Source organism: Flavobacterium xinjiangense, from assembly GCF_900142885.1.
Lineage (GTDB): Bacteria > Bacteroidota > Bacteroidia > Flavobacteriales > Flavobacteriaceae > Flavobacterium > Flavobacterium xinjiangense.
This window is the reverse complement of the sequence record NZ_FRCL01000010.1, coordinates 84,089-110,770: the sequence shown is the minus strand read 5'-3', so window position 1 is coordinate 110,770 and position 26,682 is coordinate 84,089. Positions and strand designations below refer to the sequence as shown.

The following is a 26,682-nucleotide window of genomic DNA, read 5'->3' as shown; positions in this document are numbered from 1 at the left end:
TTTAGCATAAAAAATAAATTATTTAGCTTCAATTTCATCGTTAAGATCACTAATTTTTTCAGCAAGTTCGCTATACTCTTTAGAAAGTTCTGTTATTTCACGTTCTGTTTTCGCTTCAACATTCAGTACCGTATTACTAGCTGTATCGTGGGAGGAAACTAGCTCATTAATTTTCAAATGTAATGAGGCTGAAAATTTATTAAATGATTTTTGAATGATGAATAAACTTAAAAAAGTGGTTCCAAAAATAATATCTCCAATAATTTGATGTAAATCTCGTGTGGCAAAAAAACTGTTGGCCCACCAGAATAACACTAAAGCTAAAGCAATAATAAATGTAATTGAATTACCGAGAATACTTGTTGCTACAGAAGTGAGTTTTTCAAAAACACTTTCTAAATGACTATAAATTTTAATCATGAATTTTAAGTTTAATTTCAAAATTATAAAAACAAGAATAAGTAAATTTTAAATTCACTCTTACATTATACTTGGTTCTAAAAAAAATAAAAGTAATTATTTATGATTTATAATGGTATTATTTTAACGTATATTTTTTTAACAATGATTCCAAAGAATTATAGTAATCTTGTAAAATTTTAATATTTATTTCAGGATTTTTGACGTCGGGAATGGTGGTAGGCATTTCTTCCAAGTATTTAGATAATTCTGGATAGTCAGTTTTGATTTTCATTGTGATTTTAAGAATTGCATCTTCGATTTCAGTTTCAGTTTTCATAATAATTAGTTTTTGTTTTTTGAATGGACTGTTTTTATAATTTGAGGACGTTGTGTTTTTTAATTTAAAAAGTATCTCATTTTAGAATGTTTTATGATAAAAAAAAACACTCAATTTATAAAAAAAATTAAGTGTTTAATGTAACAGATCTATTTATGCTTTTTAAAATGCAGTTGTTCCTATGTCAGTTGTATTACCCGTGGTCACTACGATAGTACTTTTTGTTATAGGCAATAAAGGTAAAACAGGGGTAATAGTTACATTGTAAGTCCCTGAAGGAAGTCCCATAACTAAAAAATCACCGCTTGCATTTACGTTTGTTGAATAGGATAAACTTGTAAGAACATCAACAGCTGTAACTACAGCCAAAGAACCGACAGGTGTAATTTTACCTTTTATATTTCCACTTATAGCAGCTTCAATTGTTCTAATAACCGGTTTCAATTTATACGTTCCGTTTCCTGTATTCACAATTGATTTGTTAGCATCAAAATCAAGTAAGACACTATACAAAATACCTTGTTCAAGTGTTTGGTGTACTTGCAGTTTTAGTCCTGATTGATCAGCGCTTGGCGTACTCAAAGGATAACTTACATTATCAACAACTACCGTATTATTTGTTCCAAGTATAAGTCTAATTTGTGCAACTTTAGAAACTTGTAGTGTATCAGTAGCAATAAGTGTACTTGCACCGTTAGTAAAATCAAGTAGATTGTATATTCCTTTGCGAACATTCAATGTTACTGTTTCTCCAGCATCTCCAGTTATTTCTACCCCTTGTAAATCAATATTTACTTTTTGGTATGGTCCTGGAGCATCAGTCATTTTTACAGCGTAAGGATAACTTGAAGCTGTATCATCGTTGCTATTGCAAGAAATCATAATAATCCCTAATACGATGAAAGATAGAATAATTTTCATTTTTTTCATTTTCGATTGTTTTTATCGTTATAAAATACTTTATAGTATTTAGTAAAGGTAATGGCAACAGTAAAACGATGTGTTACATAACTATAGTATTAAGTTGTAGGATTCACACATTAAAATAGCAGGGATTTGACACTTTTCCCACATATCAAAATTTTTCCTTTATAATACGGTCTTCTTTGACATTTAGAACTAATAAATACTTTTCTATTGCTTCCATCATGGGTGGAGGTCCACAGATGTAAAATAATTCATTCGTCCCTTTTTGGTTGTTTTTAATGAATTTTTCATCAATCTGGCCATATTCATATCCAACACGTTTTTCCTGTGATAGAATATTAATGAAATTATTGCCCAACAATTCTTTAAATTCACCTTCTAGTATTATATCCTCTTTAGTTTTATTAGCAAAAATAAGTTTATTATTCCCAATTTTATTTATCGATTTAAGATGCCTAAAAATGGATATAAAGGGGGTAACACCTGCTCCTCCAGCGATAAAGATACCTTCGCCTTTGTATGAAATATAACCAAATACTTCATGTAAAATTAACTCATCGTCTTTTTTTAATTTTAAAAGTTCATTGGTGACTCCTTCGTGCGACGGGTATGTTTTTATGGTGAATTCCAGATCGCTATCCTGCGGCAGGCTAGTGAAAGTAAAAGGCCTTTTTTTACTTTTCCACCCAGCTTTATTAATTGATAACTCTGTGGCTTGTCCAGGTGAAAAGCTATAAATATCCGGCTTAGTGGTTACAATTTGTAACACATCATGAGTGACATTTTTTATATATTTTATTTTCACTATATATTTTTCCATAACAGCTTGATTTTTAATGTTGCTTTTTCTGGGAAATCTTATTTTACTAGATTACTTTTTAGAGATACTGTCTTCTGCCTTCTTCATAGCCTTTTTCAGTTCTGCTTCTTCTTGATTGTCTAACTCTTCCTGTTTTTTATCTTCGGCTTTTTCTTTTTTCTTAAAATAACCTCTCAATAAAAAATTATGTTTTGCAGCTTCCGTAATTTCGGTAAATCCTTTGGTGGTAACTTGAATATTATTCATGGTAGAATCTACCATTCTTCCCATTTTTTCATCAGTCACTAATTTGGATAACGCACCTTTTCCGGTATTCATTTTAGTGGTAAAGGAAGAAAAAGCATTGGAACTTGTTTCAAGATTCAGAAGTGATTTTTTTATACTGCCAGCCATCTCTTTATCCGTCATTAATTTTGATAAAGTTCCATTTCCATTGTTCATGTTGTAGGTAAATTGAGCAAGTTGTGCCGTAATTATACCGGCATTATCTACGCTTTTTTTAACGCTACCCATCACATCTTCCATGTCTATTGGTATTTTTGAAGCAATAACGTCATTGTCCTCAACAATTTTATTAGAGGCAACTCCAGGAGAGATAGTTAATACTTTATCTCCCATTAGTCCGTCTGAACCAATACTTGCCGTAGCATCAGTTTTAATAAACTTTCGTACCTCATCTTTAATTAAAAAGACAACCACCACTGAGGAATCTGTTTTTAGCTGAATATCACTCACTGTACCAATATTGATTCCGGCAAAACGCACATTGTTTCCTATCTCAAGACCGCTTACGCTTTTGAAATTAGACTTTAAATTAAATGTTGAACCGAAAAGATTTTGTTGCTTTCCAATAAAATAGATAGTACTAATAAACAGGACTAATCCAATTATTACAAACATTCCCAATTTCCATTGGAACCCAGATTCTTTATTCATAATTTATATTTTTTATTATTATTTTAATGTTTAAATAAAAAAAGAACGTACCCATTCGTCGTCGCTTTTCTCTAATTCTTCATAACTGCCTTCAGCATGAATTACCCCATCTTTTAGAATAATCAATCGGTCAGCTGTGTGTTTTGCACACGCCATATCATGAGTAATAATGATAGAAGACGTTTTGTTTTTTTTCTGTATGTCCAGTATTAATTCGCTTATTTCCCTTGATGTTATTGTGTCTAGTCCTGTTGTAGGTTCATCATAAAGCACTATTTCAGGTTTAAGGATAAGCGTACGTGCAAGTCCAATTCTTTTACGCATACCACCTGATAATTCTGACGGCATTTTATCAATTGCATCAGCCAAGCCAACACTTTCCAGGACTGCTAATATTTCAGCTTCCAGTTCTTCAGGTGATAAATCCGTTACATGTCTTTTCAATGTAAAACCAAGGTTCTCCCGAACGCTCATCGAGTCATACAAAGCAGCATTTTGAAAAAGAAACCCAATTCTGACCCTTATTTCATTCAGCTGATTATTATCCAGTTTAGTTATATCCGTGTCAAAAACTTTTATTTCTCCTTTATCCGCGACAACAAGCCCAACTAAACATTTAATAGTTATTGATTTCCCAGATCCGGATTTCCCTAAGATTACTAAGTTTTCTCCCTTATTTACAACTAAGTTGACTCCTTTGAGTACCTCGTTTTTTCCAAAGGTTTTATGTAGGTCTACAATTTCTATTATTGAAGCTTTATTATATGATAGGGCAGGAGCATCTATATTTTTTTTCTCTTGTATCATATTAGAAGAATAAATCAGTTATTTGAACTGCCATCATATCAATAATGAATATCGTTAATGAGGCGGTCACAACCGCGGAGTTTGCCGCCAGTCCAACACTTTCAGTCCCATTCGCTGCAGTAAATCCTTTATAACAGCCAATCATTCCGATAAAAAAACCAAAGAAAAATGTTTTAATGGTTGCTGGTACAATATCTAAAAATGCTAATGATTCAAACACTTGAGAAATATAACGGGTTAGGTTAATGTCACCATGCATATTCACACCAATAAATCCTCCCAACATTCCAATTGCATCTGCAAATATTACTAAAACAGGAATCATAAGTGTAGTGGCTAGAATTCTTGTCACTACCAGATATTTAAAAGGATTGATAGCAGCTACCTCCATAGCATCAATTTGTTCGGTAACTTTCATGGAACCTAATTCGGCACCAATCCCAGAGGAAACTTTCCCCGCGCAAATTAAGGCTGTGATTACAGGAGCAATCTCTCTAATTAGAGAAAGCGCAACCATTCCCGGCAACCAGGATTCTGCACCAAATTTTGCTAAAGTAGGTCTAGATTGAAGTGTAAGTACTAATCCCATAATAAAGCCTGTAATGGCCACTAATGGCAAAGATTTATAACCAATTACGTAACATTGCTTAATAAACTCTTTGAATTCATAGGGCGGTTTTAAAACTTCTTTGAAAAAGCGAATCGCAAAAAGCGAAACTTTACCAACATCGTCAAAAATATTTTTTAAATAAATAATCAAAATCTATATTTATTAGGTTAGTTTAATTTATTATTGATATTACACAATATAATAGTTTAAAATACGTTGCCAAAAACTGTAAAAACTACAGTGTTTAGTGCTCTTCAATGTATTTTTATATTTTGTACAGCTAAATAACAGCGTGCAAATATCCGTAAGATTTAATTTTAATTTTTTATATAACTTTTGTTAAATGTTGTATTATTCACAGATTCAATAGATAAATTCTAATAATAAAACATTTCTTAAGCAGTTTTTTTACTTGTTACAATAAGAACAATACCTCCCACAGCCAATATAATTCCAGCTATAGGGGACCAGTTTATAGGATGGTTTACCTCTTTGTTTACTTGAATAGGGCCAAAATCAACCACTTTTTCAGTAGTTACATAGTTGAACCCAGTATATGCCATCATAACTATTCCTATTATGACCATTCCTATTCCTAAATTTTTTAATTGCATGTTTTTATTTTTTATAGTGGTTATCAGTTATTTTTTAATCTAATTATGCTTCTGAAAAGTATTCTTTTACAAATGCATGCTGCTGGTTCTGCGTCATTTTATCGGTATTTTTTATTTCGAATTTTATTTTGAGAAAACGAATGTCCTCGCTTATAATATCAAAAAATTCAATTTTAGCATTAGTAGGACCAAAGAGTATTACCTGTTCATAATCCTTAATTGCCTCACTTAGTTTCTTATAATAGTCTAAAAGAAGGCGTTTCTTTTTATTGTGCATTAGACTTTCGCTTTTAGGCAAAGTTTCTTCTTTTACATCATGTAATTTTGATTCAATGGTTTTGATTTCAAAATGCTTATTGGTAAATTCCATTAAATGCGCAATAGAATGATCCATCCAAATGCCTAGTCTTTTTCTCGTTTTCATAACTTTATTTTAAAAATGTGATAAATATGAAATCATAAACAACCATTTACAATTTTTGAATTGCAACAGTTTAAAGTTCAGCTATTTGTGGATTAAAAATGTTATATAACTTTGCGATAGATTTATATAATTCACATATTTTTCAACTCAAAAAGAAAATAGAGAAGAATTTTTTGATTCTTTACAATAGTGATTGGAGCAAGTGTGTATAACAGTTGCAATTATTTTAACTATAAAAGGGCTGTTGATACCAACAGCCCTCTTAATCCAAACCAAAAAAAATCTCAACTTATTATTTATTATAGTCGCTAATAATTCGACTGACCATTTGTTTAATATCGAATTACTTCCTTCAATACAATATTACTTTCTATGTATGAATCATTAGGTGAAAAAGCTTTTTCAAGAAAATTCAACTGTGATAGTGTCATTTAAGATCTCCAAATCATCTTTTTCAAAGTCCATTTCAGTGATTAGTTTAGATTCATCAAGAACTCTTGAGGAGCTTATCTTACAAACTCTGCAATTACTTTTGGAAACGATTTGCAAAATGTTTTCTGATATTTCCATTTTAGGACAAAATTTATAAAAGCTAAATTTAGCTTAAATATCTCCTTAATACCCATGCCATTGTCTCATGTTGCTCCATTAATCCAGTCATGAAATCTGCAGTACCTGCATCTTTATTTTCCTCAGCACAGATATCAATATCTTTTCGCAATTGTACAATCAGGGTTTCATGATCGTCTAACAGTTCTTTTTTCATTTCTTTATTGGAAGGGTAATGATTTGGCGATTCTTTGAGGATGGTCAGTTCAGAGAACTCTTTCATTGTACCAATAGTTTTTCCTCCAAGTTTGCTGATTCGTTCCGCAACTTCGTCAATCGCTTCTTCCAATTGTTTGTATTGACCTTCAAATAATTTGTGCAGTTCCATAAAATTCTCACCAGAAACATTCCAATGAAATTTTCTTAATTTAACATATAATGTCATTTCATTAGCTAAAATAGACGAAAGAAATGCATTGCTTTTTTGTAAATGACTTTCTGTAATTCCAATTTGTGGTTTCATAATTCTTTGTTTTTATTTTGTTTTTTTTTATATTTATTTAAGCTTTAACAATCATTTTGCCTGTGTTCTCGCCTTTAAACAATCCCAGCAATGCTTTAGGCAAATTATCAAAGCCATTTTCGATTGTTTCAGTAAATTTTATTTTTCCATCTTTCACCCATTGGGCTAAATGCTTGATACCTTCTGGAAACTCGTTTTTAAAATTACCTATGATAAAACCTTGCATCAGCACACTTCTGGTTAATAACATTGGCTGTAAACGGGGTCCCATGGGAGTGTCAGTGCTATTGTACAAAGCAATTTGTCCGCACAATGCGATTCTTGCATTAAAATTTATATTTGCTATAACCGCATCAGAGATTTCGCCACCTACATTATCAAAATAAATATCTACACCATTTGGACACAACATTCCAATTGCTTTACTCATGTCTTTTGTAGTCTTGTAATTGATGGTTTCATCAAAGCCGAATTCGGTTTTTAATAATTTAGTTTTCTCATCAGAACCGGCTATTCCAATAACCCGACATCCTTGAATTTTTGCTATTTGTCCTACCACAACTCCCACAGCTCCGGCAGCGCCTGATATGACAACTGTTTCTCCTTTTTTTGGTTTACAAATATTCATTAAACCAAAATAAGCGGTAAGTCCTGTCATCCCTAAAACACCTAAATAATAGCTAGCTGGTGCAATAGAAGTATCAATTTTTTTTAAATCTTTTTCTGAAGCAGTACATGTTTCTTTCCAGGGTAACATTCCCAAAACGATATCACCCGCTTTTAGAATATCAGATTTACTTTCCAATACTTTTGCGATCACACCACCATTTATAGGCTGATCTAAATCAAAAGGAGGACTGTAAGATTTTGCATCATTCATTCGGCCTCGCATGTAAGGATCAACGGAATAATACATTCCTTCTAATAAAACTTCGCCATTTTTTAGTTCAGCCACATCCACAGTTTCTGACCTGAAATTGTTAAGAGTGGGGGATCCTTTTGGTCTTGATGCTAATACTATTTGTTTTGCTTTCATTTCTTTTTCATTAAAAGTCACATTCTAAAAAGGGTCCGAAAGACCGCTTACTCGAATGAGTTTCTTATTTACAAATTCTTGAATTCCCAATTCCGATAATTCTCTACCGTAACCCGAACCTTTAGTTCCTCCAAAAGGTAGATTTGCTTTAGTACCAGTTGGATGATTAATGAAAACCATACCGGCATCGATTTTGTCAGCAACACGTTTTCCTCTTTCTATATCTTGAGTAAAAACAGAACAACCTAAGCCAAAATTCGAATCATTTGCTAAGTCAATTGCTTCTTGCTCATTTTTTACCCGATAAAAAGAAGCGACCGGACCAAATAGCTCTTCGTAGTAAGCTGGTATTTTCGGATTTAAAGCCGTTAGAATTGTAGGTTGCATAAAAGCACCTTCACGATCAGATCGTGTACCGCCCAATAAAACTTTTGCACCAGCATCGACCGATCGTTTTACCTGATCAGCTATATGCACAGCTGCCGCTTCACTACTTAAAGGACCCAACTCTGTTTTAGAGTCCATTGGATCACCGATAACTAAAATTGATAATTTTTCTTTGAATTTTTTAATAAATTCATCAGCAACAGCTTCGACTGCTATAAATCTTTTGGAAGCTACGCAGGACTCACCATTGTTGTTAATTCTACCAACGACAGCCCATTCAACAGTTTTATCAATATCAGCATCATCTAATATTATAAAAGCATCGCTGCCTCCTAATTCCAAAACAGATTTTTTCAAATTTTTACCTGCTTCTGCGGCTATATTTGCGCCTGCTTCTTCACTGCCTGTTAATGCTACTCCTTTAATTCTTTTGTCAGAAACTAGAGCGGAAGCCCTTTTACCTGAAATTAAAAGGTTGGTATAAAGACCAACAGGGGCTCCTGCTTCATTAAACAATTCTTCAATAGCAATGGCACATTGTGGAACCGACGAGGCATGTTTTACTAAAACCGTATTTCCTACCATTAAATTTGGAGCTGCGAAACGTGCAACTTGATAAAATGGAAAATTCCAAGGTTCCACACCTAAAATTATTCCTATTGGGCTGAACCGTATTAAAGCGCTCCCAAACTCTGGCTCCAAATGTTTATCAGCTAAAAAATCAGCTGCATTATCTGCATAGTAATCAAAAATATCAGCACTTAGTAAGATTTCACCTTCAGCTTGAGCAATTAATTTTCCCATTTCTAAAGTAATTATTTTAGCAAGTGATTCTTTTTTATCACGCATTATTTTAGCCACTTTATGCAATATTTTAGCACGTTCTGCATAACTTGTTTCTTTCCATTCTTTAAATGTTTTTACAGATTTTTCTATTAATGTGTCAACAGTTTTGTCTGACATTTCTTCAAATGATTTGACAACTTTATTATTGTATGGATTAACGGTTTGAATAGACATAGTTTGTGATTTTTTGATAAGTATTATTCCTCTTCATCTTCTAAAGGTTTTATCGACCCATACATTGCTTCGTATTTTGTTATTATTTCCGATTCACCTATTGAACAAAAAATAGCTTCTAAGCGTTTGATATGTTCTTTTGTAAAATCATAATGTATGGTAAGCGCATCAACTAACTCTTTCGTTGCAGCCTTTTTAATCATTATGGGTATAGATATCATTAATGCTTTTTCAGCAAAATAAATCTCTTTAAGTTCATCAACAAAAATATTGCGACAACCTTCCTTTATCTCTGGTCTGGCAAACGTTGAATTTCCCTTTCCCTCTTTTGTAGTTCTTTTTTTATCAGCTTTAGTGGCGGTACTTTTCATAATTTTGTACTTAATTATTCTGAAATTTTAATATTGTAAATTTCAGGTTTAATGTGCTTTAATGCTTTATACAATTTTATATATGAGTTACAACTTTCACACATTTTCATTCGGAAATATGGGATAGTTCAAAAAAATGGTTTTGCATTGAATAAAATTACGGGGCTATTTTATATGATTTCTTATGCCATTTTTTTTACGAAGGGGCCTAAATAAACAGATTAAATATCAGTACGCAATGCCTACTGATTAAAAATCGTAAATGGAATAGTAATTTAAATTTAAGGATTTCAGTCCTGGTTTTAGTTAAAAAGGACATAAAAAAATATAATTAATTTTAAACCAATTGGTTATTGTATTTTTTATAAAAAGTAAAATCAATTAATATTTTATAATTTGACTTCGTTTTCTAAAAGTAATCCTTCTTCAAAATCCGTGAAGTTTTTTAAGGTAGTAATGGCAATTTGATCTAACGCTTCTTTTGTAAAAAATCCTTGATGAGGTGTAATCAAAACATTATGAAATGCCATTAATCGTTCTATTAAATCATCTTTGATAATACTTTCAGACAGATCGTTAAAGAATAAATTTTCTTCTTGTTCATAAACATCGATTCCTAAATACCCCAATTGACCATTTTTTAATGCATCAATAGCATCTGATGTTTTGATTAAAGCGCCTCGACTAGTATTAATCAGCATGACTCCTTTTTTTACTTTAGAAAAGGTTTTAATGTCAAAGAGATATTTTGTTTTCACATTTAGAGGGCAATGCAGTGAAATTATATCTGAGTTTTTATATAGGTCAACCAAGGTTGTGTATTCAATCCCTTTGTCTTTTAGCATTTCAGATTCAGTAATATCATAGGCAATAACTTTGCATCCAAAACCTAACATTATTTGGCAGAAAGCCACACCTATTTTTCCGGTTCCAATAACTCCAACCGTTTTTCCATGAAGATTAAATCCAATAAGGTTTTCCAATGAAAAATTGCTCTCACGCACTCTATTGTAAACTTTATGTGTTTTTCTATTTAGGGTCAAAATTAATGCTACTGCATGCTCAGCAACTGCTTCTGGAGAATAAGCAGGAACTCTCATTACTTTTATATTTTTCTTTTTTGCGGCTTCAATATCTACATTATTAAAACCTGCACTTCTTAAATCAATAAGTTTAACACCTATTTTGAAAAGTTTATCAATCGTTACTGCATCTATTTTATCATTGACAAATATGCAAACAGCCTCAAATCCTAGTGCTAAATTAGTTGTATCAGCATTTAGAGGTGCTTCAAAGTAAGTAAGCTCATGCCTGTCATTACTGTTGAATTTATCTAGATATTCCCGATCATGTGGTTTTGTACTAAATACCGCTATTTTCATTATTTAATTTTAAATTGATTAACCGTTATCTTCCTCTAAGTCATTATGATTGTCGCCGCCAGTACTGTAATAGTTGTTTTCCTCGTCTTCACTTCCTATATTTTCTTGTTGGTCATCTAATTCTGAACCTGGAATATCTAAATCATTTCCTGACATATCCTGATCAAAATTTTTTTCATTAGATGCGCCAATTTGATCTCTTTCAATTGCCTCTTTCATTTTGTCAAGGTCTTCAGGATCTATATCGCTTTCTTTGTGATTTTTGTTATAAATATCGTCACTGGAGGGATAGATTTGATGGTCCGGGAAATTATCCTCATTATCTTTATTTAATTCCTTTTTAAGCGGTTTCGAGATAATTGCTTTCTTTTTCATTTTTTTTAGTATTTAAAAATCCAAGTTAGGAATAGTATAATAAAACACTGTTATAAAATTAAAGGTAAGAGTTGTATTATTCACATTTTAACCATTAATTTAATAAAAACAAATAAAATTTAAGTATTTGACATATAGATGCTTATATCTATCGAAAAGGGACAAACAAAAAAAAATCGCTTTTGAATATTCGAAAATACCAAAGCGATTTTATTTTAACCAATATAGAATTAGTTATATTTAAAAAAGAAATACAACTGTTTAACCGATTTTAAATTATGCTTCGTCCTTTGTGGTGCGAACTAAGCTAATTCCTGATACAAAGAACACAATTCCAAGAACACCATAAATGATGAGTGATTTTATATCCTGTGTTTCACCTGAAGTGCTGCTAAATACTATTGCAGTATAGATTAGACCACCTATTCCGAGAGCTGTAAGTAATGCTCCAAAGATTCTTTTAAGATTCATAATTTTCTTTTTTTAGATTGTTAGTATATTTTTTTTATTAAACGTTTTTCAATGATTAATTGACTTTAAAATAAAGAGAAAAAATAAATTAAATCTCTTATGTTTAGTTTCATAATTATATCACAAATGTATTTTTATAGAGTTTATATATTGTTATATAATTGTCAATAAAACTTACATCATTCACAGTTGAAAAAAAAAATAAAAGAATAAATTCTAAGCTGGAGAAAGAATATAAAAAAAATATGCGGAGACAACGCATCGCAGTAACCGCATATTTTGATTAGAAATAAGTAGTGATTAAGCCATTAAATCGCGCAAGTTTTTGATTTTGTCGTGATTTGCTTTTATAGCTGAATGTTGTTCTTTTATCATCATTAATTGCTCTGGAGTTAAATCTTCGCTGTGACTTAATGCCTCGTTGTAAGTTTGAACCGCAACGTCTTCGCCATATTCACATGAATTAACAATGGTCTTTCTGTCGCTGCCTGTAATAGCTGATTTTATATCCATCCATACTCTAAATAATTTACCTGATGTAGTTGTTCCTTCGGTAGGTTTTCCACCTAATCTTTTTACTTCTGCAACAAGATCAGCTTTGCATTTTAAACTAGTTTCAGTAAAGTGAGAAAACAATGTTTTTAAGTCTGTTTCATCAGCTTCCTTTGAAGCAGTTTCGTATCCCTCAATTCGATCGTTATTAATTTGGATTAGGGAATTTAATATGGCAATTGATTTTTCAGTATCCATTTTTTTAATATTTATAGAGTGAATTAATTTTCACAATACAAAGTTCAATAAAATCTACAGTATTGTTTTTATACAATTATTAAAAATTTTTTCAATATTTACATGTATTTAAGTATTTGATATACAGTATTTAGTATTTATTTTATTCTTGTTTTTTTATATGATATAATAACCAGATTTAATGGATGCTAAGAGTTAAAAAACAGACCTGACCTGATTTATAAACATAACTTTCTATACTGCTTAAGTGTTTGAAGCAGTATCAAAATTGCGAAAAAAAAAGGCTGTCCGTTAGGACAGCCTTTTCTCGAGAATTGAATTGTTTTACTTTATTGTGGTTTCGTAACCGAATTCATTTGTAGCGTTACGGCAGTTTGTGCTAACATTCTTCCGTTGATTGTTGCTCCAGTTTGTAAATTAATACCGGTCATTCCTAATATGTTACCTTCAAAATGACTAGTCGTTCCACATGTAACAGCGTCAGAAGTTACCCAGAAAATATTTTTAGCTTGAACTCCTCCAGTTAAAGTCATTCTAACAGCTGAACTCAATTTAAGAGTACCAGCGACTTGGAAGATAAAAACATCTGTTGGGCTACCTGCAATAGTTATATCAGTTGGAATATTAAGCGCAGTTGTCCATTTGTACAAACCCGGAGTCAGTGTTTTTCCACCAATATTTCCAGCACCTAAATTTAGAAAATCAGGTTTAGTTCTTCCAGCTGCATCAGTGTATGCTGTTTGCATATCTCCAATTGCTGTCGTTAATCGCGTAGCGTTAGTAACACCACAAGGAAGTGGACCTGCTGCATCAACAGTATAAATTGTTCCTACTACTTCTGTACATCTAACTAAAATAGCAGCGCCTGTTATTGGGCTTGAACCAATATCACCTGTAATTGTTGATTTGTAAACATCGGTAATTCCAGTTTTTGATAAAATAGCAAAATCTCCTGCAATACCTAGATTTACAGGATTCAACGAACCCGTACTTGGCGTTATATTATAGGTTTCATTAACAGCATATATGTTTGAAGTTGAACCATCTGATTTTGCAACGGCAGCACTATTGGCAGTTGAATTCTCAGCAGTATCATTATTACAACTAGACAAAAATACTACCGAAAGCAATGCAAGGGTAGATAGTGTATTTTTTAATTTCATAACTCATTTATTTATTTTGTGACTTATTTATCACATCACAAAGGTGAACGGTTTGCTACCCAAAGAAGTTATAAGATATCAGTTTAATGTTGTAGTATTCAACTATTTTTAGAAAAAATGAATGAAAATTCTGAGTAATTATTAAAAATAATAATAATATATATTAAATTATAAAGCGGTTTCGTGCGGTTCTAAATTTTGTAGTTAAAATTAATCGTTTTTCATGGTGTCTAGTTCTGCTTGTATTTCTGTACAAGCCTGACTACAAATGCGCTCAAGTTGAGAAAATAAGTCAATTAATTCAGAAGTATATTCTTTTTTTTCTGCAAACTCCTGAATTTTTCTAGCCATATTTTCATATAAGGTATCAATTCCCATTATTGAAAAAGAGGGTATCATTTTATGTGCAGAAGTGGCTATTGTTTGCCAATTTTTTTCTGCTAAACCTTTTTTTAATGCGACAATTAAAGAAGGAGTTTGGTTTAAATAGATTGTTAACATTTCAGACATCAATACAGGATTCGATTTTGTTCGTTCTTTTAGATAGGTTAAATCAATACATTTTGTATTCTTATGTTTAGGGATTTTACTCTCGTGATCATCATTGAACTGATTACCCACTTGTATTACACCATTTATTTTCAAAACTTCGATTATTTTGCTGTATAATACTCTTTCATCGATAGGTTTAGCGATATACTCATTAATTCCCACCGCTTTACATTTTATAAGATCTACAGTTGTTACATCTGCTGTCAATGCTATGATAGGAATATTGGAATTCATTGTTTTACGAATATAGTCTGTAGCTTCAAAGCCATTCATTTCTGGCATTTGTAAATCCATTAGGATTATATCATAATGATTTTTTTGCAGCTTTTCGATGGCTATTTTCCCATTTTCTGCTACTTCGTGATAAAAACCAAAATCATCTAACAGTGTTTTCATTAACAATTGATTAAGGGCAATATCTTCCACAACTAAAACTTTTATGTTTTTTATTTTTGTGTCAAATTCAATTAATGAAGATTCAGAAATATGTTTTTCATTTGATTTCTTAAAGCTTAATGTAAAACTAAATGTTGACCCTGAGTTAAATTTGCTTTTTACTCGTATTGTTCCACCCTGTGCTTCAACTAATTTTTTTACAATTGCAAGTCCTAGCCCGGTTCCGCCATACAATCTGGAAGTTCCGCTAGAAGCTTGTTGAAAATTTTCAAATATCCGAGGTATTTTTTCTTTAGAAATACCAATTCCGGTATCCGTAACTTCAAATTCAAGGATTACTTTTTCAGTGTCTTCATGCAAAAGATGGACGCCTACTGTAATTGAGCCCTTATTGGTGAATTTAACAGCATTACTTACTAAATTTAAGATAATCTGATGCAAACGAACCGGATCTCCCACTACAATATTAGGTATAGTTGTATCAAATAGCGTAATTAATTCTAGATTTTGCTCTTGAATTTTTGTCTCAAAGATATGCAACATTGCTTTTATTGCAGATTTTATTTTAAATGGCTTTTTCTCAAAGATCATTTTACCTGCGTCTACCTTTGCTAAATCGAGAATATCATCTATGAGTACAATTAAGGAGTCTCCACTAATTTTTATGGCATTTAAATATTCTTTTTGTTTTTCAGATAGCTCCGTTTTCAAAACAACTTTCGTAAAACCAATAATTGCATTCATTGGTGTTCGAATTTCATGGCTCATGTTAGACAGAAATTGCTGTTTCGCTTTCATAGCTTCTTCAGCGAATCGCGTGGCTTCTTCTGCTTTAATTTTTGCTTCTTCCGCTATTTCAGTCGCAAGTTCCGCAAAAACTCTTGCTTCAAGTGCTTCTTTTTCGATTCTTTTTTGTTCAGTAACATCCCTTGCAACTATTACCACTCCTAATACGGTTCCGCTATCATCTTTATAAACCGAACCATTGAATAATACATCAGTAAGTTTTCCATTTTTATTGCGAAGTATTAGCGGAGAGTCAGTTACAGAACCTTTTGAAAATACTTGTTGATAAACTTCACGAGCTTTTTGCGGTTCGGTGAAATGATCAAAGAAGTTTGAGTCTTTCAATTTAGCGCGTGACAACCCTGTTATCTTTACAGTTGCCTGATTCATGTCAGTAATCTTACCTTCCGTATTGATGGTTACTAAAGGATCAAGGCTGGCTTCGATTAGACTTAAAGAATATTTTTCTTTTAGATAATAGCGAGAACGATCCGTTATATCTTCAAAAGCGAGAAGAATTAGCTGTTCGCTATTCGTTTTCTGAACTATAAGATGGGCATTTAGCAGCATTATTTTTTCGCCGATTCCTGAAAAAGTATGCGTTACTTCAAAATTTTCGAAACCATTATTTTTTGAAATAACATCGTTAAGCATTAAACGTAATTTTTGAATATTCCACTGCTTATTCCCCAAATCAAATAATAGTTTTCCTTCTGTTGATGCTTTATCTACGAGAAACTTTTTATAAAAAGATTTATTTGCCGATGAAACAATAAAATCTTTATTCAGAATAAGCATTGGCTCATGAATCGTAGCAATAATAGCCTCCGAAAATTCATGCGATTCGATCAAAAGATCATGTCGCATCTGTAATTCCTGGTTCGTACTGATAAGCTCTTCATTAGTAGCTTCAATTTCCTCTTTTGAGGTCTCAAGTTCTTCATTCAACGTTTGAAATTCTTCATTTGACGAAACAATCTCTTCATTAGCTGCTTGTAATTCTTCATAAATCGTTTCCTGCGATTCAATGATAGAAACCATTTCTGAACGTGTTTTATTTAATTCCTCCGTGAGTTTTTTTATTTTTAAATCTTTTTGGGTTGAATTGTAACTACCGTCGGAATCATTTTCATTTAGTTTTGCAACAGCCTCTTGCGGTTTGAAAACGATTAGTAATAAAGGTTCATCCCATTCAAATTTTAGTGGTCTGACTTCAAAAGACATCATTCGTAAAACCGAATCAATTTTTATTTCTATTCCCGATTTGTGTACTGATTCCTTTGATTCAATAGCTTTATTGATTGCGTTGCGCAGTTCAAAAGCAAATTCAGGACGCGCCATCTTCAAAATATTAAGACTTGCTTTACCAGATGAATGTTCTAGGTAAGTGCTAACAGGTCCCCTAAATTGCAAAATTTCCATGTCTTTATTGACAACTGCGCATGCAGGCATATAATTTGCCAGAAGAACAGTATCGATAACATTCTCTATTCCTACGGGGGTTAAACTAATACTTTTTGAGGATGTGGTTACTTTTTTGCTAGACATATTTATACGCGTAAAGCGTGGTGTTAGTTCAAGTATTTTTCGAACTCCCATATTGTTTTTTCGGGAATAGATTTTATACTTATTATTCAGTAATGTAAAAAGAGGTGATGATGTACCGGTACTTTCAGCTTTACCAAGCATTAGATATCCATTATCATTCAAAGCAAAATGAAGGGAAGAAAAGACTTTTTTTTGCGCTGAAGAATCAAAATAGATAAGAAGATTACAACAACTGACAAAATCCATCCGCGAAAATGGAGGATCTCGTAAAATATTATGAGGTGCAAAAACACATATATCACGAAGTTCTTTGATAATGCGATAATTGTCGCCAATTTTTATAAAATAATGGTCTAAATATTTTTTTGAAATATTCTTCAAGTCATTTTGTGAATATTCGCCAATACGGGCTTGTCGAATGGCATCCTCGCTGAGATCTGTGGCAAAAATTTGAACGGGTATATTATTGGTTTTATTTTGTAATTCGGTTATTATCATTGCGATTGAATACGCTTCCTGACCTGTAGAACAAGCTGGAATCCATATCCGTAATGTTTCTTCAGCTTCCTTGCTTTTGAGAAGTTTGGGAAGAAGAGTCGTTTTTAAATATTGGAAAGTATCTTTTTCTCTAAAAAAACTAGTCACATTAATCAGTAGATCTTTGTACAATACCTCGATCTCGATATTGTTATTTAGTAAAAGTTTAGCGTATTCTTTAATGGTTTTTATGCCATATTGATGCATTTTATGGTTTATTCTTCTCTTAATGGTGGGCATTTTATAGTGACTGAAATCCACCCCTGTTGTCTTCAGTAAAAGCTCAAAAATCGTATTTATATCGTAATTGTTATTTTCAAGAGTTAATTCTTTTTCCTTTACTTGTTTTTCAGGAATGCTCTTATTAGAAATTCCCATTTTACTGAGGCGAACTAATTCCTCGGCAATCTCCGACGGCGATAAAATATAATCGACTACTCCCGAAGAAATAGCAGATTTAGGCATACTATCGGCTTGGGCCGTATCATCCTGAGCAAAGGTGATTCCTCCAGCATCTTTAATTGCTTTGAGCCCCATCATACCGTCACTGGCATAACCGGAAAGCACAACGCCAATTACATTTTCTTTATGTGTTTCAGCAAGTGAGGAAAAAAGAAGATCAATGGTAAGATTAGGTATATTTTTTTTAATGCGGGGTAGCAATCGAATATGTCCGTTAATTACTTCAATTACTTTATTGGGAGGGATAACATAGACATTATTAGGTTCCATTTTTTCCATGTTATCAATTTCCTGTACTTTCATTTCTGTAATCTTAGATAAAATGGAAGTGAGTAAACTTTTATGGTCTGGACTTAGGTGTTGGGCATAGATATATGCCATACCAGTATTAGCGGGTAATTTTTTTAATAAAAGGCTAAACGCTTCTAGTCCTCCGGCCGATGCACCAATAGCAACTACTGTAAAGGATTTTTTTTTAATCTCTTTATTAGCTACCGAAATATCAGATTTAGGAATAGATACCATTATTTACTATTTTTAAAAGATGTTTTTATTTGATTACTAGTACCTTTTATCCAATTGTAATCCCTAGAGTTTTTGAATTTTTAGAGGAAGGAAAAACAGCTTTTTTATTTCAACCTCTTGTACATTTTTTTCCAAAAATCATTCTAAAGTGTTCTGGTAATCTTTCGTAATTTAGTTAAAATATCTTTATTTACTTTTTATGTTGGCAAATTCTTCTTCTAATTCTTCACAAGCCTGAGCACAAATAGCTTCAAGTTGACTAATTAAATCGATTAATTCAGTTGTGTTTTCTTCTTTATCAGCAAGTTCCTGAATTTTTTTAGCCATACTTTCAAAATTTGCACTGATACCCATTATAGCAAAAGAAGGAATTATTTTATGTGCAGCAGCGGCTAATAAAGTCCAGTTTTTGTCTTCTAAACTCTGTTTTAAGGTAGTAATTAAAGGAGGGGTATGTGTTAAATATAACGTGATCATTTCCATCATTAATGCAGGATTTGACTTGGTACGGTTGTTCAAATACGTCAAATCAATACATTTTGTTTTTTTACGTTGACTATTTTCAATGGCAATAAACTCTTCGGTTTTTTCGAGATTAGGTTTCTTTACTAAGCCCACGATCTTGCTGTATAATATCTTTTCGTCGACTGGCTTCGAAATATAATCGTCCATCCCGACTGCTTTGCATTTAGCTAGATCAATTGTTGTTACATCAGCAGTCAATGCAATGATGGGAATTTTTGATTTCAGGGTATTACGGATATAATCCGTGGCTTCAAATCCATTCATTACTGGCATTTGCAAATCCATCAAAATAATATCATACGAATTCTCCTGAAACAATTCGATAGCTATTTTTCCGTTTTCGGCAATATCCCGTTCAAATCCAAAATCATCCAGTAGGGTTTTCATCAGTAACTGGTTAAGTGCAATATCTTCCACTACCAATACTTTTATATTTTTAATTTCCGAATTTAATTGTGTTGCAACTGTTTGTGATTTTGCTTTCGCTTTTGTTTTTCGGAAAGGGAGTGTGAAACTGAATGTTGAACCTTGGTCAATTTTACTTTCTACTTGTATGCTGCCTCCTTGTGTTTCTACTAATTGTTTTACTATGGCTAATCCTAAACCAGTTCCACCATACAATCTTGAGGTTCCACTGGTAGCCTGTTGGAAATTTTCAAAAACTGTGGGCATCTTTTCTGCAGCAATACCTATTCCGGTATCTGTAACTGCAAATCGGATAATGACTGTTTCATTATCTTCATGTACCAATTCAACACCAACAGTAATCTCTCCTTTTGTGGTAAACTTTAAAGCATTACTGACTAAATTTAAAATAATTTGGTGCAAACGAACTGGATCTCCAACCAAAACCTCAGGAATTTTACTGTCGTAATTTTTAATTAATTGCAGGTTTTTTTCGTGAATTTTTGTTTCAAACAAATGAAGCATAGCTGAAAGGGAGGTCGCTATTTTGAAAGGTGTTTGCTCATATGTCATCTTTCCTGAATCTACTTTTGCTAAATCAAGGATGTCGTCAATTAGTACTATTAAGGCATCTCCCGAGACTTTAATAGCATTAAAATATTCATTCTGTTTTTCCGTCAAATGGGTTTTAATCAGCACTTTTGTAAATCCGATAATCGCATTCATAGGGGTACGGATTTCGTGACTCATATTAGACAAAAATTGCTGTTTGGCTTTCATTGCGTCTTCTGCTTTACTTTTTGCTTCCTCTGCAATTAAGGTGGCCAACTCCGCAAATACTTTAGCTTCAATCAGCTCGGTTTCAATTCTTTTTTGATCAGTAACATCCCTGGCAACAATTACTACTCCAAGCACATTTCCTTTCTCATCTTTGTATACTGATCCGTTAAATAATACGTCTGTCAGCTTGCCATTTTTATGGCGAAGAATAAGTGGAGAGTCAGCAACAAATCCTTTTTTGAATACTTTCTGGTACACTTCTCTAGCCTTTTGAGGCTCAGTGAAATAATCAAAAAAATCGGTTCCGATCAATTTTTCCCTTTGTATTCCTGTTACTTGCACCGATGCATTATTCATATCGGTTATTTTTCCTTCAGGACTAATAGCAAACAAAGGATCATGACTTGCTTCAATAAGACTTAGTGAATATTCGGAAAGTAATTTTTGAGCTGTAAGTTCGTTGTTTAGTTTTTTTAGCTCTTCTGCCTGCGCTAGTAATTCCTGGTTTTTCTTATATAAATCGACAAAAACCGCCACTTTTGCCTTTAATATTTCAGGGGAAAGCGGTTTAATCATATAATCAACGGCACCTGCTTGGTAGCCTTTGAAAATTTGGACTGTATTGTCCATACTTGCCGTTAAAAAAATTATCGGAACATGTTTTAGTGTTTCGATTTGGCGAATTAGTTCTACAGTTTCAAATCCGTCCATCAACGGCATTTGGACATCTATTAATATGATGGCAAAATCTTGTTCGTGGAGAAGAATTTTTAAGGCATCATTACCGGAAGTTGCTTTTACGCATATATAATCCTCAGTAGAGAGAATTACTTCTAAGGCAAACAAATTTTCAGGTAGATCGTCTACCAATAAAATTTTAACAGGGCTATTTATTTTCATTTTCAATTGTAAAATAAAAGTTTAACTTAAGGAATAGGGGAGTTGCCAACTTTATCATGGCATTCCATTATTTACTTAACCATACGCGCATCAATGATAACAAACGTTCTACATCAATTGGCTTAGTAATGTAATCATTTGCACCAGCGTCTATACATTTTTGTTTATCATCTTTCATAGCTTTTGCAGTGAGGGCAATAACCGGTAAACTCCTGAATTTTATCTGGGCACGTATTCTTTTCATGGCTTCATAACCGTCCATTTCGGGCATCATTATATCCATTAGAACTAAATCAATATCAGGGTTTTTTTCCAGCATATCTAATGCTGTTTTTCCATTTTCGGCTTTTATAACGTCCATCCCGCGTTCTTGAAGTATTTTGGATAATGCAAAAACATTTCGCATATCATCATCTACTAAAAGTATTTTTTTAGAATGGAATATAGCTTCTTTATCGTACAAATTATTTATGATTATTTGTTTCGATTTTGGTAAATTACTAATTGTACGATGCAGAAATAGCGCGGTTTCGTCCAGTAATCGTTCTTCTGATTTTATTCCTTTAATAATAATGCTTTCTGCATATTTTTGAAGCAGATTGTTTTCTTCTTTTGTTAGTTCTTTTCCGGTGTAAATAATAATAGGAGGCATGTTATGTCCTTTGATCTCTTCCAATTTATGGATGAGCTCAAAGCCACTTATGTCTGGTAAACCAATGTCCAAAATGATGCAATCGATGTTATTTTGTTCATATAGTTCCAAAGCTTCTTTACCGCTTCCTGCTTCCAAACATTTCACATCGCCATTACCAATGAGTATTTTTATTGCTTTTCTGGAATTTTCATTGTCTTCAATAATCATCAGGTTTTTAATCTTTCTGTTTACAAAATTCTCAATTCGGTTGAAAGCTTCTTCTAGTTCATTTTTAGCGATTGGTTTCATCAAATACTCCACAGCACCTTCTCTGATTGGTTCTAGTGTGCGGTCATTTGCTGAAATGATATGTACTGGTATGTGTCTTATGGCGGGATTTGCTTTTAGTTCGTGTAATACTTGTCGCCCTTTGATGCCAGGTAGACCCATATCTAGAATAATGGCGTTTGGTTTGTATTTTGAAGTAAGTAATAGTCCATCTTCTCCTGTTGCTGCCGACAAGCATTTGAATCCTTTTTTGTGTGCTTGGTTTAAAAGTATAGCGGCAAAATTCCGATCATCCTCAATAATCAGTACTACTTTATCATCCTTACTTATCGTATCTCTATCATCTTTTATGGTGTCATAATTAAGATACATTGATTCCTTTATAACTTGAGGCGTATAGGAAACAGGTTGCACCGGAATAGGGTTGAAGGTCTCTTCTTGAGGATGAATTTGCAAAGGAATAATAAGCGAAAAAGTAGATCCATGGTTAGGTTTGCTTTTCAATTGAATTTCTGCTTCTAATAATTTTGCGAGTTCTCGAGAAATAGAAAGTCCTAGACCCGTTCCTCCATATTTTCTTGAAGTACCACCTTCGGCTTGTTGAAAAGCTTCAAAAATAGCCGTTTGTTTGTCTTCGGATATTCCAATTCCGGTATCGGTAATTGAAATGTTCAATGTAGTTGCCGTATTTGGGTCAATAGATAAAGTTACACTTCCTTTTTCGGTGAATTTTATGGCATTTGATATAAGATTTTTTAATATCTGATTCAATCGTTGTAAATCAGTATGTATATATTCTGGTAAATCAGTACTCAATTTACAAACTAGTTTTAATCCTTTCTGTTCTGCCTGATGTCTAAAATCACGAATTAAATCATCCGTGAAATTTTTTAAGGATACTTTTTCAATGTTGATAGACATTTTACCTGCTTCAATTTTAGAAAGGTCCAGTACTTCGTTTATTAATACCAGTAAGTCATGTCCACTTTTATAAATTATTTCTGCACTTTCAACCTGCACTTCGTCCAGATTTTTCTTTCTGTTTTCTGATAGATCTTTTGACAGTATCAACAAGCTGTTCAGCGGGGTTCTCAATTCATGTGACATGTTTGCAAGGAATTCAGATTTATACTTACTGCTTATCTCCAGTTGTTTTGTTTTTAATTCTATACTGTTTTTTGAAGCTTCGACTTCTTTATTTTTCTCTTCCAATGATTGGGTCTGCTCTTCCAATTCTTCATTGGTCATTTGCAGTTCCTCTTGTTGTTGTTTTAGATTTTGTGCTTGTTGTTCCAGTTCTTCATTCAATTGTCTGAGTTCTTCCTGTTGCATTTGAAGTTCTTCTGCTTGAATCGAAAGCTCTTTATTTGCAAAACTCAACTCTACTGCTCTTTTTTCTTTTTCATCGTTTTGAAAGGCAAGTTCCTTGTTTGCAATTCCTAATTCGGCAGCCCTTTTTTCTTTTTCTTCATTTTGAAAGGCAAGTTCCTTGTTTGCAATTCCTAATTCGGCAGCCCTTTTTTCTTTTTCATCATTTTGAAAGGCGAGTTCTTTGTTGGCAATTCCTAATTCGGCAGCTCTTTTTTCCTTTTCATCATTTTGATAGGCGAGTTCCTTGTTGGCAATTCCTAATTCGGCAGCTCTTTTTTCCTTTTCATCATTTTGATAGGCAAGTTCCTTGTTTGCAATTCCTAATTCGGCAGCTCTTTTTTCTTTCTCCTCATTTTGATAGGCAAGTTCTTTGTTGGCAATGCTTAATTCGGCGGCTCTTTTTTCTTTTTCTTCGACTTGTTGTACCGTATTGACACTTATGGCAATACTGTTCATTGAGACATTGATGAATTCCTTTTCGGTTTCGTTAAAATCAGTAAGTTTTCCTATTTCGATTACTCCTATCGTTTTTCCGTCAAGCAGAAAAGGGGTGATAAGTAAATTTTTAGGTTTTGCATCCAAAACGGTTGATGTGATGCGTATTTGATCTTCGGATACATCTGTTATAGCAATTTGTTTCTGTTCCCAGGCGGCTTGACCAATTAACCCCTCATTTATTTTAAATATTTCCTTACCTTCTTTTGAAGATGAAAAAGCAAATCTCCCATTTAGAATCAGCGTATTGTCATTTTCATCAAAGAGATACACAGCTCCTATATTAGCCTTCAGGTAAGTACATAAAAAACTAATCGTATTGTTTGCTAACTGGGCTATACTTTGGTTTCCTATTAATTTTTCGTTGAGTTCTGAGTTACCCGTTAGCAACCAGTTTTTATTGGCAGTTTCTGATTCGGAGCTTTTCAGTGCTTTCAAATTTTCAGTGACTATTGTGTAAACTACGAGAAGAATTAGAATAATGATTAACAATAAAAAAGCAAAAACAATATTAAACTTGCCGGCATCATTTTCGCTTGTTTGCATTCTTTCATTTAGTAAAGTATGTTCTGTTTCCTGCGTTTTAGTAATTGTTTTTCTTATTTCATCTTGCAACTGTTTCCCCTCGCCAGAAGCAATAAATTCTTGAGCTTTTTTAAAATCTTTTTTACGAAAGTCTAAAGCTTTATTTAGATTTTCAAAACGAATTTTGAGCTGTTCCGAAAGTTCTTCAATATTTTTTTGTTGATTGGGATTGTCTTTTGTCAATTCCTTTACTTTAGCAAGTTGCTCTATTATTTTTGTTTTGGAAGATAAAAATGGTTTCAGGTAATTTTCTTCGCCCGTAATTACATAACCACGTATACCAGTCTCTGCATCGATGGAAGATATTAGTATCTGATCAAATTGAGATAACACCTCGTTGGAATGATTAACCAAAGCATTTGAAGCGACAAATTTTTCACTATTTTTAAAAGAGAAAATTGCAACTGCTAAAAGGACAACGGCACAAGCACTAAATCCTATTACTATTTTTCTGCCAAGGGTCATTTTCATTTTTTTATATGTAAAATTTATATCTATTCTTTTTTTTTTACTATTTAAGTTTTATCAAAAATGCGATTATGTTCTCTATTGATAAAATATGATCAGGTTCAATAGCTGTAAGCACTGACATGGGCATATAAGGAGATTCAGCTGTTTTTGGGTCTTGAATAATCGTCAGACCGCCACATTCTTTTATTCGTTTTATACCTTTAGTCCCATCATTATTTGAGCCTGTAAGCACAATTCCTATTAATTTATTCCTGTAAGCTTCAGCAGCTGACTCAAACAATACATCAATTGCTGGCCTTGCAAAATTTACGCGCTCGTCTATTGTGAGTGAAAAAGTTTTATCTTTTTCAATTAGTAAATGATAATTAGGCGGGGCAAAGTAAATTTTTCCGTTTTCTATTTTTTCTTTTTCATCAGCTTCCTTAACATGAAGATTACTTTTTTCATTTAAAAGCTGTATCCATTGGCTATCGGAATGTGCCCCTACATGTTGAACTACAATAATTGGTATTTTGAAATCAGTCGGTAAGGCCGCGGATATTATTTTTAAAACATTCATGCCTCCAGACGAAACTCCTATAACAATTGCTTCATAACGCATTTAATATTTCTTTTTAAATATTCTTTGTTTATTATCCATCTCTTGATACTCCGAATATAAATCGGAATATCGCAAACTTTCTTTAGATCCTAAACATAAAACGCCTCCATTAATGAGGCTATTGTAAAAAAGAGTTTGCACGCTGTTTTGCAAATTTTTATCAAAATATATAAGTACATTTCGACATAATATCAAGTTAACTTCAGCAAATACACTATCTGTTACTAAATTATGATTGGCCCAAACAATATTTTTTTTCAAAGATTGGTTCATAATCACATTATCATAACTCGAAGTATAATAACTTGAAAAAGATTCTTTTCCTCCGGACAGTTGATAATTTACAGTGTATTCTTTTATCATTTTGTTCGAAAAAATACCTTCTTTTGCACGGTTCAATGCCAACTGGTTAAAGTCAGTGGCATAAATTGTAGTTCTGTCATACAAGCCTTCTTCCTGCAAAAGAATCGCCATTGAATACGCTTCTTCGCCTGTAGCACAGCCAGCATGCCATATTTTTATAAAGGGATACGTTTTTAAAATAGGGATGACCTTTTCTCTTAATGACTGATAAAAAGTTGGGTCACGAAACATTTCGGTTACCGTTATTGATAAATCCTGCAGGAGTTCTGAAGCAAATTCTTCGTCATTCAAAACTTTAGATTGCATTTGAGAAACATCGGCGAATCCTGAAATGGCCATTCTGTTCATTATTCTTCGGCGGATATGAGCTTGAGAATACTGTCTGAAATCATAACCATGTTTTCTATAAATCGCTTCTAATAGCAATGAAATTTCTAGATCTGATGTGTCTTTATACTGCATTTTATTGAAATAAATTTGGTTTTATTTTGACCAAATCAAGAGTGATTAAAATAGCTATCAACGAATCGTAAGGATAGTTATTGAGGAGTACG

23 protein-coding genes are annotated in these 26,682 nt (G+C 32.7%); all 23 read right to left on the bottom strand.

Annotated features, from left to right (window positions below):
* Positions 1-18: 18 nt before the first annotated feature.
* The gene (locus BUC23_RS12590; protein WP_073209970.1) at positions 19-420 is read right to left on the bottom strand and encodes a low affinity iron permease family protein; all 402 of its coding nucleotides are present in this window, start codon (positions 418-420) and stop codon (positions 19-21) included.
* 118 nt (positions 421-538) lie between these two features.
* Positions 539-739, bottom strand: coding sequence for a hypothetical protein (locus tag BUC23_RS12585; RefSeq protein WP_073209968.1), 201 nt, complete (start codon positions 737-739; stop codon positions 539-541).
* 162 nt (positions 740-901) lie between these two features.
* The gene (locus BUC23_RS12580) at positions 902-1,660 is read right to left on the bottom strand and encodes a DUF4382 domain-containing protein (protein ID WP_073210027.1); all 759 of its coding nucleotides are present in this window, start codon (positions 1,658-1,660) and stop codon (positions 902-904) included.
* Between the two features lie 154 nt (positions 1,661-1,814).
* On the bottom strand, positions 1,815-2,486 hold the full coding sequence (locus tag BUC23_RS12575) for a ferredoxin reductase domain-containing protein (protein ID WP_073209966.1): 672 nt from the start codon (positions 2,484-2,486) through the stop codon (positions 1,815-1,817).
* Between the two features lie 51 nt (positions 2,487-2,537).
* Positions 2,538-3,422: an MlaD family protein gene (locus BUC23_RS12570; RefSeq protein WP_073209963.1), complete on the bottom strand. Its 885-nt coding sequence runs from the start codon at positions 3,420-3,422 to the stop codon at positions 2,538-2,540.
* Positions 3,423-3,452: 30 nt separating this feature from the next.
* Positions 3,453-4,229, bottom strand: a complete 777-nt coding sequence (locus BUC23_RS12565; protein WP_073209961.1) for an ABC transporter ATP-binding protein — start codon at positions 4,227-4,229, stop codon at positions 3,453-3,455.
* 1 nt (position 4,230) lies between these two features.
* The gene (locus BUC23_RS12560; protein ID WP_073209959.1) at positions 4,231-4,989 is read right to left on the bottom strand and encodes an MlaE family ABC transporter permease; all 759 of its coding nucleotides are present in this window, start codon (positions 4,987-4,989) and stop codon (positions 4,231-4,233) included.
* A gap of 245 nt (positions 4,990-5,234) precedes the next feature.
* Positions 5,235-5,453, bottom strand: a complete 219-nt coding sequence (locus BUC23_RS12555) for a YidH family protein (RefSeq protein WP_073209958.1) — start codon at positions 5,451-5,453, stop codon at positions 5,235-5,237.
* Between the two features lie 43 nt (positions 5,454-5,496).
* Entirely contained in the window at positions 5,497-5,877 is a 381-nt protein-coding gene (locus BUC23_RS12550) for a hypothetical protein (protein WP_073209956.1), read from the bottom strand.
* 598 nt (positions 5,878-6,475) lie between these two features.
* A complete protein-coding gene (locus tag BUC23_RS12545; protein ID WP_073209954.1) occupies positions 6,476-6,949 on the bottom strand; it encodes a Dps family protein in 474 nt (157 codons plus the stop codon).
* Positions 6,950-6,986: 37 nt separating this feature from the next.
* Positions 6,987-7,985 carry an NADP-dependent oxidoreductase gene (locus BUC23_RS12540; RefSeq protein WP_073209952.1) on the bottom strand — a complete coding sequence of 333 codons (999 nt, stop codon included), beginning with the start codon at positions 7,983-7,985 and terminating at the stop codon, positions 6,987-6,989.
* Positions 7,986-8,009: 24 nt separating this feature from the next.
* Positions 8,010-9,392 carry an NAD-dependent succinate-semialdehyde dehydrogenase gene (locus BUC23_RS12535; protein ID WP_073209950.1) on the bottom strand — a complete coding sequence of 461 codons (1,383 nt, stop codon included), beginning with the start codon at positions 9,390-9,392 and terminating at the stop codon, positions 8,010-8,012.
* A gap of 23 nt (positions 9,393-9,415) precedes the next feature.
* Positions 9,416-9,763 carry a DUF892 family protein gene (locus tag BUC23_RS12530; RefSeq protein WP_073209948.1) on the bottom strand — a complete coding sequence of 116 codons (348 nt, stop codon included), beginning with the start codon at positions 9,761-9,763 and terminating at the stop codon, positions 9,416-9,418.
* A 389-nt stretch (positions 9,764-10,152) separates the two neighbouring features.
* Entirely contained in the window at positions 10,153-11,145 is a 993-nt protein-coding gene (locus BUC23_RS12525) for a 2-hydroxyacid dehydrogenase (protein WP_073209946.1), read from the bottom strand.
* A gap of 18 nt (positions 11,146-11,163) precedes the next feature.
* Complete coding sequence (locus BUC23_RS12520) at positions 11,164-11,520, bottom strand: hypothetical protein (protein ID WP_073209944.1); 357 nt, start codon at positions 11,518-11,520, stop codon at positions 11,164-11,166.
* A gap of 276 nt (positions 11,521-11,796) precedes the next feature.
* The gene (locus BUC23_RS12515) at positions 11,797-11,991 is read right to left on the bottom strand and encodes a hypothetical protein (protein WP_073209943.1); all 195 of its coding nucleotides are present in this window, start codon (positions 11,989-11,991) and stop codon (positions 11,797-11,799) included.
* Between the two features lie 300 nt (positions 11,992-12,291).
* Positions 12,292-12,741 (bottom strand): ferritin-like domain-containing protein, encoded by a 450-nt coding sequence (locus tag BUC23_RS12510; RefSeq protein ID WP_073209941.1) that lies wholly within the window; start codon positions 12,739-12,741, stop codon positions 12,292-12,294.
* Positions 12,742-13,070: 329 nt separating this feature from the next.
* Positions 13,071-13,904 (bottom strand): ice-binding protein, encoded by an 834-nt coding sequence (locus tag BUC23_RS12505; protein WP_073209939.1) that lies wholly within the window; start codon positions 13,902-13,904, stop codon positions 13,071-13,073.
* 210 nt (positions 13,905-14,114) lie between these two features.
* Entirely contained in the window at positions 14,115-18,710 is a 4,596-nt protein-coding gene (locus tag BUC23_RS12500; protein ID WP_073209937.1) for a CheR family methyltransferase, read from the bottom strand.
* A 186-nt stretch (positions 18,711-18,896) separates the two neighbouring features.
* Positions 18,897-21,320, bottom strand: coding sequence for a response regulator (locus tag BUC23_RS12495; RefSeq protein ID WP_073209936.1), 2,424 nt, complete (start codon positions 21,318-21,320; stop codon positions 18,897-18,899).
* 67 nt (positions 21,321-21,387) lie between these two features.
* Positions 21,388-25,164, bottom strand: a complete 3,777-nt coding sequence (locus tag BUC23_RS12490) for a response regulator (protein ID WP_084538352.1) — start codon at positions 25,162-25,164, stop codon at positions 21,388-21,390.
* A 40-nt stretch (positions 25,165-25,204) separates the two neighbouring features.
* Positions 25,205-25,765, bottom strand: a complete 561-nt coding sequence (locus tag BUC23_RS12485; protein ID WP_073209932.1) for a chemotaxis protein CheB — start codon at positions 25,763-25,765, stop codon at positions 25,205-25,207.
* Positions 25,766-26,590 carry a CheR family methyltransferase gene (locus tag BUC23_RS12480; RefSeq protein WP_073209930.1) on the bottom strand — a complete coding sequence of 275 codons (825 nt, stop codon included), beginning with the start codon at positions 26,588-26,590 and terminating at the stop codon, positions 25,766-25,768.
* Between the last annotated feature and the right edge of the window lie 92 nt (positions 26,591-26,682).